At 59.5% G+C, this 15,064-nt stretch carries 15 protein-coding genes; 8 read left to right on the top strand and 7 right to left on the bottom strand.

Features of this window, described 5'->3' with window-relative positions:
• Positions 1-34: 34 nt before the first annotated feature.
• Complete coding sequence (locus tag HKN06_04675) at positions 35-1,219, top strand: hypothetical protein (GenBank protein NNF60610.1); 1,185 nt, start codon at positions 35-37, stop codon at positions 1,217-1,219.
• A 264-nt stretch (positions 1,220-1,483) separates the two neighbouring features.
• On the top strand, positions 1,484-2,020 hold the full coding sequence (locus tag HKN06_04670) for a hypothetical protein (GenBank protein ID NNF60609.1): 537 nt from the start codon (positions 1,484-1,486) through the stop codon (positions 2,018-2,020).
• Positions 2,021-2,190: 170 nt separating this feature from the next.
• Here HKN06_04670 and HKN06_04665 read toward each other — a convergent pair whose 3' ends face one another.
• Positions 2,191-2,922, bottom strand: a complete 732-nt coding sequence (locus tag HKN06_04665; GenBank protein NNF60608.1) for an IclR family transcriptional regulator — start codon at positions 2,920-2,922, stop codon at positions 2,191-2,193.
• Positions 2,923-2,994: 72 nt separating this feature from the next.
• On the opposite strand from HKN06_04665, the gene eda reads away from it, so the two are divergent.
• Positions 2,995-3,624 carry a bifunctional 4-hydroxy-2-oxoglutarate aldolase/2-dehydro-3-deoxy-phosphogluconate aldolase gene (gene eda, locus HKN06_04660; GenBank protein NNF60607.1) on the top strand — a complete coding sequence of 210 codons (630 nt, stop codon included), beginning with the start codon at positions 2,995-2,997 and terminating at the stop codon, positions 3,622-3,624.
• Positions 3,625-3,628: 4 nt separating this feature from the next.
• Entirely contained in the window at positions 3,629-4,657 is a 1,029-nt protein-coding gene (locus HKN06_04655; protein ID NNF60606.1) for a sugar kinase, read from the top strand.
• Between the two features lie 24 nt (positions 4,658-4,681).
• Here the strand turns inward: HKN06_04655 and HKN06_04650 are convergent, their stop codons facing one another.
• From HKN06_04650 to HKN06_04635, 4 genes are all read right to left on the bottom strand, one after another.
• The gene (locus HKN06_04650; GenBank protein NNF60605.1) at positions 4,682-5,629 is read right to left on the bottom strand and encodes a sugar kinase; all 948 of its coding nucleotides are present in this window, start codon (positions 5,627-5,629) and stop codon (positions 4,682-4,684) included.
• 217 nt (positions 5,630-5,846) lie between these two features.
• Positions 5,847-7,010, bottom strand: a complete 1,164-nt coding sequence (locus HKN06_04645; GenBank protein NNF60604.1) for an ABC transporter permease — start codon at positions 7,008-7,010, stop codon at positions 5,847-5,849.
• Positions 7,007-8,230 (bottom strand): ABC transporter permease, encoded by a 1,224-nt coding sequence (locus tag HKN06_04640; GenBank protein NNF60603.1) that lies wholly within the window; start codon positions 8,228-8,230, stop codon positions 7,007-7,009. The genes HKN06_04645 and HKN06_04640 overlap by 4 nt, the downstream gene beginning before the upstream one ends.
• Complete coding sequence (locus HKN06_04635) at positions 8,230-9,156, bottom strand: ABC transporter ATP-binding protein (GenBank protein ID NNF60602.1); 927 nt, start codon at positions 9,154-9,156, stop codon at positions 8,230-8,232. Before HKN06_04635 ends, HKN06_04640 begins: the two co-directional genes overlap by 1 nt.
• A gap of 677 nt (positions 9,157-9,833) precedes the next feature.
• Here HKN06_04635 and HKN06_04630 point away from each other — a divergent pair.
• A complete protein-coding gene (locus HKN06_04630; protein ID NNF60601.1) occupies positions 9,834-10,775 on the top strand; it encodes a sulfurtransferase in 942 nt (313 codons plus the stop codon).
• A 31-nt stretch (positions 10,776-10,806) separates the two neighbouring features.
• Here HKN06_04630 and HKN06_04625 read toward each other — a convergent pair whose 3' ends face one another.
• Both HKN06_04625 and HKN06_04620 read right to left on the bottom strand, forming a co-directional pair.
• Positions 10,807-11,370, bottom strand: a complete 564-nt coding sequence (locus HKN06_04625) for a class I SAM-dependent methyltransferase (GenBank protein NNF60600.1) — start codon at positions 11,368-11,370, stop codon at positions 10,807-10,809.
• A 62-nt stretch (positions 11,371-11,432) separates the two neighbouring features.
• Complete coding sequence (locus HKN06_04620; protein NNF60599.1) at positions 11,433-13,529, bottom strand: S9 family peptidase; 2,097 nt, start codon at positions 13,527-13,529, stop codon at positions 11,433-11,435.
• A gap of 240 nt (positions 13,530-13,769) precedes the next feature.
• Between HKN06_04620 and HKN06_04615 the strand changes: the two genes are divergently transcribed.
• The 3 genes from HKN06_04615 to HKN06_04605 all read left to right on the top strand — a co-directional run.
• Positions 13,770-14,048, top strand: a complete 279-nt coding sequence (locus HKN06_04615) for a hypothetical protein (protein NNF60598.1) — start codon at positions 13,770-13,772, stop codon at positions 14,046-14,048.
• A gap of 97 nt (positions 14,049-14,145) precedes the next feature.
• Positions 14,146-14,706 (top strand): Uma2 family endonuclease, encoded by a 561-nt coding sequence (locus HKN06_04610; protein ID NNF60597.1) that lies wholly within the window; start codon positions 14,146-14,148, stop codon positions 14,704-14,706.
• Between the two features lie 132 nt (positions 14,707-14,838).
• Positions 14,839-15,064: hypothetical protein (locus HKN06_04605; GenBank protein NNF60596.1), on the top strand; the 226-nt coding region annotated here is incomplete at its 3' end.

Below are 15,064 nucleotides of genomic sequence, written 5' to 3'. Positions count from 1 at the left end.
GTTATCTGTCAGGATCATGCCGAGGACAAACAACATGGACCAGCCGGTAGAGGTTCGAATCCAGATTGATGGTCTCAAGGCAACCGGCACACCGGACAAGCGCAGCGTCGGTTTCGACCGTATTCTTGAGCGCAATGACGCAACCTCTTTCGTATTCATTCCGCTGGCGAAGCTGAAAGGAAAAAAGAAACGGCACAAAGCCCTGATGGGGGAGGCTCTCGCTCGCAAAAAGGACAAGCTCCCCGAAGGCAACTGGATTGATGGTGAGCTTCGAAAAGATGGCGATACTGTGCCCGGGGTCCTGGCACTCGACATTCGGCGGCGCGATGCTCGCGAGATTGCGGAGACGATTGGTGTGAAACAGTTTGTGTGGGGCGCACATGGAGAACCGATAGAGCAACATTTCACCAAGATTTATGAAGACGACGACGCCTATTCATGGAGTTCGGCACGTCGACGTGCGCTTGATGGTCTGCAGGATATTGTGACCACGATCGCCAATATGCGGCAGCTTCCACAGGCTGTAGAAGAGTCGCAGACCACTATGAAACGCTTCCGGCAGCTGGTCTATTTGGTACTTGGCCTGGCTCTAGCTGCCGGCCTCGCGCAGATAGCGCTGCTCGAAACACAGAACTGGTTGATAAACGTCACTACGGTAGCGTTTTATCCGTTCGTTATTCCCGCAATGTTAGTCGGCTTGTATCTGCGCGCGTTGATGAAAAAGGCCGAAATGCAACACCGTGATTTCACCGCTTTGGAGGCCAAAGCGAACTGGACGTTGGTGGCGCCACATCTGCTCGCCCTTTGGGTGCTGTGTTTCACAGCCGTGGTATTGCTGACATGGCTGCAGTCAGTGCCCAGCACCGAGTTACCGTTTCTTGGGAGTACCAGCAGTGTTTCCACATCTTTTATCGTCTGCGTATGGATGTTGCTGCCAATCGCACACTCACGTGCCTTCAAACCGCTCCTTTCATCTGCAATCGAGTCCGGTATCAACGCCCTGCTATCGATATTCACGATCAAGATATCGCTGTTTGTCACTAACCTGATTTCCGACGTCATCTGGGAAGTAGCCGCGGCGTTCGTACCGTTCGACATCCCTGAACTTTTGCAACGGATCGTCAACACCATAATCAATTTTGGTGCCGAAGTTTTTTTCCTGGCCGTGCTGTTAGGGTATGCCTGGTCAACAACGCGGCAGCAGTTTATGCGGCTGTGATTAGTGGAGTGTGGGTCGGACCATGTTCACGGTCGCAACGTATTGAATTTATGAAAGCTCAAATTGCAACTGCTTGATCGGCAGTTGCTTGGAAGTGTCATTGTGGTGCGGAAAGGCTATGGCTTGGCACGCGGTCTTAGCGATCCGGTTTCGGCCGGCAAATAGCCACTTTGAGGCGGGTAATCGAGGAACTGACACCGTAACAGCCTGATTAACAGAGACGTTAGGCCTAACGTTGGTCCGACCTCTGCCGGCAGGCGTCAGATGCCGATGCCTTTACCGTGCTGGAGCTCGGTCAATCCGCTCTACCAGAATCTGCCAGGTTACTTCAATGATTTTGACGTTAACACAGGCACGGAAGATATAAGCATTAGAGAACACAATGCCAACAACGCCACTGGGCGATTCCTTGGTACCAGCGGCGAATGGACCAGTCTCGGGAGTTCGTCAGATACCGGATACGCATTTCTGGCCAACACTTCCTATGTGGGCGTCTTCTCGATTACGCGAACGGGCGCAGACAGCCTTGAATTGTTCAGTTCTCTCAGCCTGGCAACAGGAGCGCTGCTGCATAGTCACACAGAGACCGACGAAAGCGATACCGCCAACAACTTTGGCATGCTGGGCTTCTGGGTAAACAGCAATACATTCGGCTCTACGACTGCTGATGACCCCGATAACGGTCTTACTTTCACCAACGTGTTAATCGAGAGGACTGTGATCCCGGTACCCGGTGCAGCTGTCCTGCTGCTTGGCGCTTTGTCTTCGCTGGGCTTCATGCGACGTCGACGCATCAGCTAGGAAAAAAGAACAAAGGGGACAGACCGCGGTTCTGCTGTTGGCGGAACCGTCGTCTGTCCCCTTTTTTATGTAATAGCGGGCGAAAAGTGCACGACAACCCGCAAGCCTGCCTCCGATCGGTTGACGATCGCCAATGTCCCGCCCGGCTCTGAATGACACGCGCCTGCCCTTCAGGGCGAAGCTTTCTGCGCCGCCTGTCGTACCAGAGTGATTGTGTCCTCCAGTCGCGGTCGATCCGCATCAAAGCTTGAAATCGTGCAGCTCATTGCAGCTTCGACGTCACCATCGAGACCGTAGATCGGCGCCGCTACGCAGACCAGACCGCGTGTAATCTCTTCGCGATCGATCGCATACCCCTTGTCGAGGACATCATCGAGCTCTGCCCGCAGTGTGTCCGGGTCTGTAATGGTGTTATCCGTGAATGCTCTCAGCTTGCGACGCATGATGTTGCGTCGCGACGCCGCATCGCTGTGAGCGAGCAGAACCTTGCCCATGGCGGTGCAATGCAAAGGGAAACTCTTGCCGATCTCTGAATGCACGCGAATAACGAAATCATCGGGTTCGATTTTGTCGATGTAAATGCCGTTCTCACCGTCGCGAATCCCGAGCGTTGCCACACTGCCCGTGGCCTCATTCAATTGCTCGAGCTGTGGCCTCGCAACCCGCCGCACGTTGTATCCCGCAGTAACCGCGGCGCCGAAGCGGGCGAGGCGCAGCCCCCCGCGGTAGTGCTTCGTCGCAGGGTCGAAGGTCAGTGCCGACAGCTCGACGAGCTCCTTCAGCAATCGATGGGCGCTGGCCTTGGGTAGTCCCGTGCGTTCGACGATGCCGCTGAAACTCAGGCCATCGCCAGCTGCCGTGACGGCATCGATAATCGCGAATCCCTTGCTGAGTGCACCCACATTCGCTATAGTACAGAATATAGAACCGAGTTCCAATAATGGAACGCCGCCGAAGGTAATCCAACCGTGAATATCAACGACATCCTGTCTGGCACCCCGGTTGTTCCGCTGGTGCAGGCAACTGATCCGGCCGTTGCGGTGAAAACCGCACAAGCGCTGGCCGCTGGCGGATTGCAGATAGTCGAGGTCGTCTTCCGCACCGACGAAGCGCTTGAATGCCTGCAGGCTGTCGCCGACCAGGTGCCCAACGTCATCGCCGGTGCCGGGACCGTGCTGAGCGCGACGCAGGCCGAGGCCGCCCTGGCGAACGGCGCGCAATTCATAGTGTCGCCGGGGCTGGACGACGGCGTCGTCAGGACGGCGCAGGAACAGGGCGCACCGGTCTACCCGGGCATCATGACGCCGGGCGAAGCCCAGCATGCGTTCAACCTCGGGCTCGATATCGTCAAGTTCTTCCCGGCATCCGTGGCAGGCGGTGTTCCGGCGCTGAAAGCGCTCGCCAGCGTTTTCCGCATGTTGCGCTTCATGCCGACAGGCGGCGTGAGCCCGAACAACCTCGGCGATTTTCTTGCCGTGCCCGCCGTACTCGCCTGCGGCGGCAGCTGGCTGACTCCGAAGGATGCGATCGATGCTGGCGACTACGACAAGATAACGTCGCTCGCACGCGAAGCCGTGGAAATCGCCAAACAAGCAAGAGGATAGAACGATGAGCAAATTTGTAAGCCTGGGCGAAATCATGCTGCGCCTGAAGACACCGGCCCACGAGCGGTTTTTCCAGTCGCCTGCTTTTGAAGCGACGTTTGGTGGCGGCGAAGCCAACGTGGCTGTATCGCTATCTAACTACGGGCTCGACGCGCGATTTGTCACATCACTTCCGGACAACGACATCGGCAATGCTGCGCTCCGCGAACTCAAGGGTTTCGGTGTCGACGTATCGCACGTGCGGCGGTCGGGCAACCGCGTCGGTATCTACTTCCTGGAAACTGGTTCTAACCAGCGGCCATCCAAAGTCATTTACGATCGGGCCGCTTCCGCAATCTGCGACGCGGGCCCGGGCGATTTCGACTGGGCCGGAATTTTTTCGGATGCGAAGTGGTTCCACATCACCGGCATAACGCCGGCACTCAGCCAGAGCGCTGCCGACCTGTCGCTCGAGGCCGTGAAAGCCGCGAAAGACGCTGGTGTGACGGTTTCCTGCGATTTCAATTTTCGCGGCAAGCTGTGGAAGTACGGCAAATCGGCACCCGCAGTAATGACGGAACTGGTCAAATACGTTGACGTCGGTATCGCGAACGAGGAAGACTGCCAGAAGTCACTGGGCATCGAAGCCGACGTGCATGTCGAGAGCGGCGAACTCGACACGACCAAATACGAGGCGTTGACGACGAAGGTACTCGAGGCCTTTCCCGACATGTCCGTCATTGGTGTGACGTTGCGAGAGTCGAAGAGTGCCGACCGCAATGGCTGGTCGGCGTGTCTGCGCGATTCGGACGGCTTCCGCCTGTCGAAGCGCTACGAGATAACGGATATGGTCGACCGCGTTGGCGGCGGTGACAGTTTCGCTTCGGCGCTGATATGCGGCCTCAACGCTTACGCCGATCGACAGGATTCACTCGAATTCGCAGTAGCAGCAAGCTGCCTGAAACACACGATCCTCGGTGACTTCAATCGCATGACGGTGCCGGAAGTCGAGAATTTGATGGGTGGCGACGCGTCGGGTCGGGTGCAGCGCTAGGAGGCTGGCGAAAGCGGGTCCCCGTCAGCGCCTGACATCACGCCCGCCATGCTCAAAAGCATGCAAATCTTCGCGACTGAAAAGGGGCATGTCGCCAGGGAGACTGTGCTCCAATACGGCAAGGCCGAGTCCGGCGCGCGCCATCGACTCAATGTCGTCGCCTTCAAGATACTTATGTAGTACGCCTGCAGCGAACGCGTCGCCTGTCCCGATCCGGTCAATGATTCCGGTAACGTCTACCTCTCCGGTATGGGCTGTGTCATCTGGCAAATCAACGCGCGCGGCTATACGGTGATGGTCGACATCAATCACATGGCGCGCCGTTGATGCAATCAGTTTGAGATTCGGAAACGCATCGAAGGCGGCCTCGGCCGCCGCGCGCCGCCGCTGCAACCCGTCGCCGGGAAAGTCCCTCCCCGTCAGCAAACTTATATCCTTGTGATTGCCGAATAACAGATCGACATTGGAGATGATTCCGGACAGGATGGCCCTGGGGTCACTGTTCCACGCTGCCCACAATTTCGGGCGGAAATTACCGTCGAAGCTGATCGGCACACCGGCTTGCATTGCAGCGCGCGTCGCCGCCACAGCCGCCTCGGCGCTGTGTGCACCCAGCGCCGGTGTAATACCTGACAGGTGGAGCAGCGAGGCGCCGTCCAGCGCTGCTGCAAAATCGAAATCGTCAGCCCTGGCCTGCGCAAACGCCGAACCCGCGCGATCATAAGTGATCGCAGATGCACGCAGCCCCTGCCCCTGTTCCAGAAAATAGAGCCCCATCCGGCCCGGTGTGCAGACGATGGAACTCGTATTTACACCGCGTGCTGCAAGCGTGCCCAATGCCAGACGGCCCAGCGGGTTGTCGGCAACCCGGCTGATCATTTGGGTCGGATGTCCAAGACTTGCCAGACCCGCGAGCACATTCGCCTCTGCACCGCCTACTTCAACATCAAGCATCTGTGTGCAGGAACACATGGCCAGGATACTTGATTAATCCAATATAGAGGCTTCGTTACATTTATCAAGGCCCATCATGCGAGGCTATTCCTCGCGATGCCGGGCCCCAGCGACCCCTGCACGGCTCAGGGGTCAGGTCTGCCGGTTTTATTCATTTCATGAGGCGCTCTTGTCCGGTATTGTGCCGCGCCTGCAAGACGAAAACCGGAACAACGTGCAATGCGGAGATTTGAACCTAAACAAACCTGAACCGCCGCGCAGCGGCCCAGCCAATCAGGAAGGTAGCAACAAGCAACGCGGCGAGGTTAGGCAGCACCCGCTGCCAGGCCATGTCGAAGCTGATGAGTTTGTGCAGGGCGTCCATGGTCCAGCCGGTGGGGGTGGCCAGTTGGAGTTTTTGCATCCAATCGGGTGCGATTTCAATTGGCCACCAGCAGCCGCCGAGCGCGGCGAGCACCATGGTGAAAAACACGCCGAGGCCGGCGGCCTGGTTGTCGGTTGTGGCGAGGCTGCCGAGTAACAAGGCGAGCGAAGTGCACAACGCGCCCCAAGCCAGCAGGATGACCAGCACCATCGGCAGGGACTGGCCCCAGTTCATGTCGAATATCGGGGTAAACGACAACGCGATGGCCACGCCGATCTGCACGATGGCCAGTGCCATGCGGCCGGTCCATTTGCCGAACACGACTTCGGCGCGGGTGTAGGGGGCCGAGGCCAGTCGCCGCAGCAACTGTTTTTCGCGTTCGTCGACCAGCATGCTGGCACCGGTGGCGAGCAGCACCAGCATGGTAAACATCACCAGCGTGCCGGGGATTGCCTGCTGGAAACCGGTCGGAATCTGTACCTGGCGCCCGGCCGCGGTAACGGCCAGGGTTACCGGTCGTGTCTGTGCGGTGGCCGCGGCCAGTGCTTCGGGTGATACCTCGCCGTCACCGGTGGTCATGACAATCAAATCACCGAGTACGGTGTAGGCGGCCTTTTGCACGCGGAACACGTCGTACTGGTTGGTGAAACCGGCTTGCGGGCCCAGGAATTCGAGCGTTACTTCTTCTTCGGCTAACAGGCTATCGCTGAAACCGGCCGGGATGACGACACGGCGGGTGGGTGCTTCCTGTTCTTCTGTACCGGTTACCGCTGCGTCCTGCGGCGACACGAGGGTGAACTGGCTTTCTTCCAGCCGCCGTTCCAGGTGTTTTGATAAATAGCCGCCGTCGTTATTTTCGATGGCCAGTTCAGTGGCGGTGTCGGTTAAACTCATGCTGCCGCCGGTTACGGTACCGATGAAGTAGAAGAAGACCCCCGGCATGATGAACAGCCACACGATGGTGGTGCGTTCTTTCAGCGCCAGTTTCAGGTCGATGCGGGCCAGCAGTGCGATTTTGCTGAAAAAATCGCTCATTGCAGCGTCCGCCGCGCCGAGAGGTGGCCCGCCACGAACAACAGGACAACGGCGACGAGCAGGATTCCCCACAAATCGGCAAACAGCCCCGAGGCGCCGTGGGCACCGCTGAAATAACCTTTCATTGGTTCCAGCACGCGGCCGTTGGGGGTGTAGTTGGCCAGCGCACCGATGAAGTCGGGCATCGCTTCTGTCGGGAAGAAGCTGCCGCCGATCATCAGCAGCGGAAACATCACCAGCGTGGCAATCATGCTGCCGGTCTTGCGTGACGGTGACATCACCTGGATCAGGGTGAGCAAAGCAAACAGGATCGGGCCGGTCAGCGTCAGCCAGGCCAGCGTGGTGAAGTACTTTTCAAAACTGATGCCGACATAGAAAAAACCCACCAGCATGATCGGTGCGGCGACCAGCGCGGTGAGCAGCATCGCGGTAAACCACTGCGCCACCCAGTAGGCAAAGAACGCATTGGGGCTGGCCACCCAGCGTGACAGCGTGCCTTTTTCCCGTTCGGCCCAGAAGTTGCTGGACTGGCCATTGGCCGCGAAAAACGCCGCCATCAGCAGGATGCCGGGTAGCATTAACAGCGGTGCGCTGAAATTCGTGCCTTCCGGTTGGGGTGTCGCATCTGCGACGGTCACCGCCGGTGGAAACACCAGCCCGGCGATGCCGGTCATCTTGCCCGAAATACCGGCAGACATATCTTCTACGGGGAAATCGGTATCGCCGTCCTGCAGTGCCTGGCTGATCAGCTCAATTTCGGTGCCGAATACCTTGTGCAGGTAATCGCCGACGTCGAGCAGGGCCTCGAGCGTTTCGCGAATCAGCTGGGGTGTAATACTGCGCGACGGATTGACCGTCAGCGGCAGTGTGAACGGTGCGCGGTCGAGCCAGGCATCGGCAAAACCTGCCGGGATGACCAGGTGCGCCGAACTCTCGCCCTTGTTGATACGCTGCTCGCCGTCTTCCAGCGTGACTTCTTCCAGCGTAATCATCTCGGCAAGCTGGCCCTGGCCCAGCGCACTCAAAATGCCCTGGCTCAAAAAGCTGTCATCCAGGTCAGTGACCATCAGCTCGGCTGTGATGCTCGATCCGCCGCCGCCCACCGCCGTGACGATCAAGGCGCCGACGGCAAACGGTATCAGCATGGCCTGCAGCAGGCCGCCGGGATCGTTGAAGCGCCGCTTCAGTTCCTTCCAGACGGTTATAAAGACAAACCGCATCAGGCGCGCAGGTCCTTGCCGGTGAGTTTCAAAAACAGGCTTTCGAGGTTGGGCTCGGACAACCGGGTATCGCGGATCACCGCACCGGTGGCACTGACACCGTTGAGAAACGCCTGCAGGTTAGCGGCGCCATCGGCGACGGCAATCATCACTGTATCGGTGCTGAGTGTGAGTACATCGGCGTTTAATGGCGCGATGGCGGTTTCGACCGCGGGCACATCAAAGGTGCCGGATAACTGCAGGATGTCTTTTTCACCGACCTGTGCGCGTAATGCCTGCAAGGTGCCGGCAGCAATGATCTCGCCGTGATCCATGATCGCCAGCTCGTCACAAAACCGCTCGGCTTCTTCCATGTAATGGGTGGTGTACAGCACGCAGGTGCCCTTGGCTTTTTCATCTTCGACCAGGTCGAACAGGCGTTCGCGCGATTGCGGATCGACACCCACGGTGGGCTCGTCGAGCAACAGCACCTTCGGCTCGTGCACCAGGCCGCAACCGAAGTTGAGCCGCCGCTTCATGCCGCCGGAATAGTTTTTTGGCAGGTCACCGGCACGATCGGTAAGACCGATGCGATCCAGCACGTGCGCGACGCGTTCTTTCAGCTTCGTGCCTTTCAGCCCGTACGCCGCACCCCAGTAGGCGAGGTTGTCGCTGGCCGAAAGGTCTTCGTAGATCGCCAGTTCCTGCGGCACGATACCGAGCGATGCCTTGGCCTTGACGGCATCTTTGGTGATGCTGTGGCCACCGACTGCGACATGGCCGGCAGTGGGTTTCAGCAGCCCGGAGATACAGTTGATTGCGGTGGATTTGCCCGCCCCGTTCGGTCCCAGCAGGCCAAAGACGGTCGAGTCACGGGCGGTAAAACTGATCCCCTTTACCGCCAGCAAATCGCCATAGGATTTCTGCAGGTCACGGACTTCGATCAAGACACGGCTCCGCTGCTATAGCAGTGCCACCATAGCAGACAGGCGTGCGTTGTGGCGGGGATTACAATTGCCTGCACCCGTCTGCAAACGGCGACGGAAGCAGGGACGGTGACCTAGTTGTGACCTTCACACACCGGCCATCGTATTAGCCGGTCCTCCGCGACGACCGATCTCGTTGCCGGCGCGAGGCTTGTCACTCATACATCGTAATTGCCCGGTCGGGCATTGAACGCCGGCAGAAACGGGCTTGCTCGACGCACGACAACCGCCAATCGGCATTTAGCTGATAAACGATGGCGTCGTCGGGCCGCTCTGCGGTCGGTAACTGCGGCCAGGGGCAGGCTTGCAGAAGGCCGGGGATCCCCTTGTTTGCCGCACGGTGTCCTGCCGGCTGGAGTGATCATCCCTATCGGGCATTTGCCCGATGTGACGCGAAAACCGGCATTTGCCCGATTCACTTGTGTGCCGGGCGCCCCCAATCTGCCGGGCTACTACCACTTCAATGGTATATGGGAGGAGAACATGGCAAGCCAGGACTACTCATATCCATGGTATGCCAGGCTTTTGCACCTGGGCATGGCGGGCTTTGGCATTGCAGCGTACCTGACCGCGGGGCAGACAAGGTCACGGTCCTTATCAGCCGCTATACTCTCGAATACGTTATAGGGGGTAGTCAGGTGGTATCAATCTCGCGCATCGCAATGTTTTCCGGTCTGGTGCTGTCGCTGGTCCTGGCCGGGTGTGCCGGGCTGGACGAGCAGCCTGAGCCGACCCCTGCCATGGACACGCTGGTCAGTGCCGAGTGGCTGAACCAGCATCTGGATGACCCGGACCTGGTGGTGCTCGACAGCTCAGTAATGATACAGCCGCAGGACGACGGCACCATGCTGTCGCTGAGTGGTCGTGACAATTACGCCGCCGGTCACATACCCGGTGCGGGCTTTGCCGATCTCAAGGGTGAGCTGGCTGATACCGATAACCCGATGGACTTTGTGGTGCCTGCACCGGAGCAGTTTGCCGCTGCGATGGCAGCGCTCGGTGTCGGCGACGATACGCGGGTGGTGCTTTACGACAACTACAACTCCATCTGGGCCTCGCGGGTGTGGTGGATGCTGCGCTGGATCGGTTTCGATAATGCCGCCCTGCTCGATGGCGGGCTGAAGGCGTGGACCGATGCCGGGTATACGTTGTCGACCGAAGCGGCATTACGCCCGGCCGGGCAGCTCAGTATTAACCTGCGCCCCGCGTTGATTGTTGATCGTGACCAGGTGCTCGCCGCAGTCGGCAACAACAGCGTCAGCCTGATCGATGCGATGTCCGAACCGCATTATCTGGGGCAAATGTCGATGTACGCGCGCCCCGGGCATATCCCGGGTGCCGGCAATCTTCCCACCACCAATCTGTTCGATGAAACCGGCCGGTTCCGTTCTGCCGATGAGATGGACATGATGATTGAAGGCGACCGCAACGCCCGCACGATCACCTATTGCGGCGGCGGCATCGCGGCATCGGCCAACGCCTTCGTGCTGCACCGGCTCGGTTTTACCAATGTCGCCGTGTACACCGCCTCATTGCAGGAATGGGCGGCCGACCCGGAGCTGCCGCTGGAAACCGATTAGGGATTTCGCGGCGTAATTGCCGCCGGGCACCTCAGCCGGGGAAAGTGCCTTCCAAGTAAGCGATCGGGATGAGCCCGGGAAGGACTTCCGTCTGCCGGATGTCCAGGCCGTGACGCTCGAGCGACTCGATCAGCGACTGCGCCGTGAAGCGCCGGTGGCCGGGAAAACCGCTGAGCCCGATCAGCCGGGATAAGATCGATGCCGTCATTGTTTCGTCGTGGCAGAAAGTCGGCGCGACCAATATACCGTCCGGCTTAAGGATACGCCTGATATTCGCAACAGCGCCGCCGAGATCCGGAACAAGGTGCAGGACGTTGGCGGCAACTACCGCGTCGAACTCGTCCGGGGCAAAAGGAAGCTGGTAGATATCGGCCTGCTGGCAGCTTACGTTGTCGAGATTGTCCTCGCGAACGCGCTTTTCAAGCGACTCAACCATGGCCGCTGCATAGTCGGTGGCGATAACCTCATCGGCGGTATGTGCAATCGCTGTCGTTACGAGGCCGGTGCCGGCGGCTACCTCCAGCACTCGCTTGTCACGTACTGCTGCACTGGCAAGCTCCAGCATGCGCGGCAGCGGGCGGCCGAGCAGCCACATTGAAGCGTCATAGTTGCGTGCGTGGCGTTCCCAGTAATCGCGATCAGTTGCCATTTTATCTGCTAAGGGTTCAGGTGCCGGGCCAGCCATTCATGCACCTGCTCCCAGTAGTGCTTTGCCTCGGCGCCTTTCATGATCCAGTGGTTGGCGTCATGGTAGACCAGCAGTCTGCCCGGCACGTTCTTGCGCTTTAAGTAAGTCCACGCGGCAATGGTCTGGTTGACGGGCACGCGGTAGTCTTTCTCGCCGATAGTCAGCAGCATCGGCGTGGACCAGTTGTCGGCATAGGTGGCCGGGCTTTGTTCTTTCCAGATCGGGCTGTCGCCCCAGGCTGGGCCGCCGTTGGTGAGTTCGCGGTGATAGACGACATCGCTGCTCGACCACTGGCCTTCAAGGTCGACCAGCCCGGCGTGATTGATCAGCGCTTTGAAGCGTTTGGTGTTGCCCTGCAGCCAGTTGGCGAGATGCCCGCCGTAGCTGGCGCCGGCCGCGGCCAGGCGCTCGCCATCGATGAAAACAAATCGCTTGATGGCTTCGTCCACCGCTTCGATCAGTTCATCGCCGGGTGTTCTCAGCGGGTCGCCCTGTATGTTCCGGGCAAATTGTTCGCCGTAGCCGACCGAGCCGGTGTAGTCGGTCAGTAACACCACGTAGCCCGGTGCGGCCAGCAGGTGCGGACTCCAGCGCACGTGGTCGGCATCGCGTGACGAACTGTGCGGGCCGCCGTGGATGAACAGCACCAGCGGGTACTTTTTGTTTTCATCAAAGCCGGGCGGCAGTGCCAGCCAGCTGTGGATACGACGGCCTCGTGAGCTTTCAAACCAGAACTCGCGGTAAGGCTGGCGATCCAGCTTCGCGGCGCGCTCAGTATTGAATGACGTCAGCGGCGTGTGGCGCCCGGTTCGCGCATCGACTCGTACGATTTCTGCAGGTACCGCAGAGCTTTCCCAGCGGGCAACAAGATGGCGCCCGGCTGCTTCGACGCCGGCGTAAACGCCACTGCTGTCAGGATGCAGCGCTTTCACCGTGCCGCCGCGCGCCGGCACGGTGAACAGGCGCGTGCGGGCGTGGTCCAGTGCGATTATATATAAGGAGCGGCCGTTGCTGCTGAAGGTCCAGCCGCCCACCGAGCGGTCGAATGCATCCGTCAGCACCTGCGGCTCGCCACGCACCGGCCACGGCAGCCGCGCCAGCTCGTCGTTTTCGTAGACAAATTCGGTGACCGGGTCGTATTGACACACCAGCGACTTACCGTCAGGGGCAAACTTTGCCGAGTGGCAGACCCACTGCGTGCCCTCGGTTAGTGGCCGCACCTCGCTGCCATCGGCGGCGGCGTAGTACAGGTGATAGAAAGTCTTGCTGAACGCCGCTTCATGCAGGTTTGTGGTGGCCGAGAACACCAGCCCGCTGCCGTCGGGTGCCCACTCGGCCGCCAGCGTGTCGCCGCTGCGCGTTGGCACGCCAGCGTAACCGGTTTGCTCAATCAATTTGCTGCCGGCCAGCGGGAAGCTGACTTTACTGCCGGTTTCACCATCCTGCACGGCAAGCTGCGTGTGCAGGTTGTCGCGCCACTTGTCCCAGCGGCGAATGGGGAAGTTTTCGTATGACGATACGTTGTTGTCCTGAGCGTCGCGGCGCTTTTTTTCTTCTCTTGTTGCCTCAATCTCGGCCGGGATGCCGGGATACAGCCGCACCTCGAACGCAATGCGCCTGCCGTCAGGGCTCCACTTCGGCTTTCTCGCACCGGTGGGCCAGTCGGTTAGCTGGATCGCCTCGCCGGGACCGGTCATGTCAAGCACATACACCTGCGTTACCGCATCGTCGTTGTCATCGCGTTTTGCGCTGAAGGCAATCTTTGTGCTGTCGGGGCTCCACGCCAGGTCGCTTTCCGATGACTTCGTCGCCGTCAGCCGCCGCGCCTGCCGGCTGCCGTCGACCGGTACCACCCAAAGGTCTTTTACTTCGTCGTCTTTGTTATACGAAGGCTCGGTTACCGAAAACACCGCCCACCTGCCGTCGGGGCTGACCGCAGGCGTGCCCGGCCGCCACATCAACCACACGTCTTCATGGGTGACCGCGCGTAGTCCGGCTGCAGCATCATCGGCAACGGCAGGTGTGATAACAAAAAACAGGGCAAGGACGGCGTAGAGTTGGCGCATGGCGGGCTACCCGGAGGATGAAACGAGTCCGCAGTTTACCGGGAATCCGGAGCAGACAAGAAAACCGTCCCGGCACGCAGTCGGGCCGGGCGCCGACCCCCGTAGCGCTGGCTGATGACGATAAACTGTCGGTCAGCCAGTAACTTGAGCGCAACCGCCGACAGCGCCGGCCTACTGCCGAACAGTCGCATATTCTCTAGTAAACTGTCTGTTATCTGGCACTGCGAAGAGGCCCGGGATATGCGCAGCATCACGATCTTGATCGTCGGCTTATTGGCTTTGAATCTGCTTGTCGGGTGTGCGACCAAACCTCCGGAACCGGCGGAGACCGCGGACGACACGGAGGTAATTGAGGAATCGATTGTCACCGTCGACCCGGAAGCGCTGAAATGCCCGCGCGGTACTACCGAGTGGTGCGTGCGCAAATTCCGTCACGAAAAATGCCGCTGCGTTAAGGCATCCGAGGGTCGTGACGTCATGGAAACCTGGCCCAACCCCGACTACCGCAGACCACGGTAGGCAGCAGCCATACGGGTTTGCGGCCTGTCCTGTTTCTGGTTCTTTTGCCGACAACAGCAAACGGTTACATGCACGGCTTTCTGTTAGGCTTTTCAGCATGAGTAATGCAGCGGCACCACAGGCAATGACGCTGGACGAGCTGTACCGGCTGCCGGATGACGAGCAACGTTACGAGCTGGTCAACGGCTGGCTGGTCAGTGAACCGCCTCCCGGGGCGCGGCATGGCCGTATCGCCACACGCATCGCGACACTGCTCGATACCTGGGCACGGCGGCACCGTACCGGCGTAGTACTGTCATGCGATACCGGGTTTGTGCTGCACGAAACGCCGGATACCGTGCGTGCACCCGATGTGGCGTTTGTCACGCTGGAACGTTACCAGGCGCTGGCCGACGAGCGTCGCGCCATTCCCGGCGCGCCCGATCTTGCAGTTGAAGTGTTGTCACCAGGCAATACCCGCGCTGAAATTCACGCCAGGGTAGCCGACTATCTCGCTGCCGGGAGTACGCTTGTGTGGGTGATCGATGCAGATCTGGAATCAGTGTTCAGCTATTGCAGCCTGTTTCAGCCGCAACCGCACAGCGGCAGCGATGAGCTCGCCGCTGCAGATCTGCTGCCCGGCTTCAGCATTGCGGTATCCGACATCTTCAGTATCTGAACGGCAGAATCAGCGATCCGGAGCCACGTTTAGGGCTGCTACCAGGGCGGGGGGTGGACATGTTGCAAGCGGATTCAGCGACTATACTCAAGGCAAGCCCGCCACTCGCCGCTGCAAAGCGGAGGAGGTCGCATGGACAAGAGTCAGTCCAGGTTTGTTTTTGGTGGTGTCATGCTGTTGCTACTTGGCATGCTTGGCGCCTGCCCGTCGACGCCGGGTCCACGAGAAGCCTTCTGGTTCAAGTATCACCTCGAAACCCTCAACAGCAGTAACCAGTTCAGCTATGCCCGACAGTGCACCACCGACGGTAATGGGAATATCACCAGTGTCACGCAGCGAGGCACTGCAACTGCCGGCG

Source organism: Gammaproteobacteria bacterium, from assembly GCA_013003425.1.
Lineage (GTDB): Bacteria > Pseudomonadota > Gammaproteobacteria > Steroidobacterales > JABDKV01 > JABDJB01.
This window is presented reverse-complemented; position numbering and strand designations above follow the sequence as displayed.

What these genes read in the sequence shown, in the direction of transcription:
- HKN06_04650 (NNF60605.1), bottom strand. Translation starts at nt 5,629, where the DNA reads ATGTGTTCCTGCACACAGATGCTTGATGTTGAAGTAGGCGGTGCAGAG.
- HKN06_04640 (NNF60603.1), bottom strand. Translation starts at nt 8,230, where the DNA reads ATGCGGTTTGTCTTTATAACCGTCTGGAAGGAACTGAAGCGGCGCTTC.
- HKN06_04645 (NNF60604.1), bottom strand. Translation starts at nt 7,010, where the DNA reads ATGAGCGATTTTTTCAGCAAAATCGCACTGCTGGCCCGCATCGACCTG.
- HKN06_04610 (NNF60597.1), top strand. Translation starts at nt 14,146, where the DNA reads ATGAGTAATGCAGCGGCACCACAGGCAATGACGCTGGACGAGCTGTAC.
- HKN06_04615 (NNF60598.1), top strand. Translation starts at nt 13,770, where the DNA reads ATGCGCAGCATCACGATCTTGATCGTCGGCTTATTGGCTTTGAATCTG.
- HKN06_04620 (NNF60599.1), bottom strand. Translation starts at nt 13,529, where the DNA reads ATGCGCCAACTCTACGCCGTCCTTGCCCTGTTTTTTGTTATCACACCT.
- HKN06_04675 (NNF60610.1), top strand. Translation starts at nt 35, where the DNA reads ATGGACCAGCCGGTAGAGGTTCGAATCCAGATTGATGGTCTCAAGGCA.
- HKN06_04670 (NNF60609.1), top strand. Translation starts at nt 1,484, where the DNA reads ATGCCGATGCCTTTACCGTGCTGGAGCTCGGTCAATCCGCTCTACCAG.
- HKN06_04655 (NNF60606.1), top strand. Translation starts at nt 3,629, where the DNA reads ATGAGCAAATTTGTAAGCCTGGGCGAAATCATGCTGCGCCTGAAGACA.
- HKN06_04625 (NNF60600.1), bottom strand. Translation starts at nt 11,370, where the DNA reads ATGTGGCTGCTCGGCCGCCCGCTGCCGCGCATGCTGGAGCTTGCCAGT.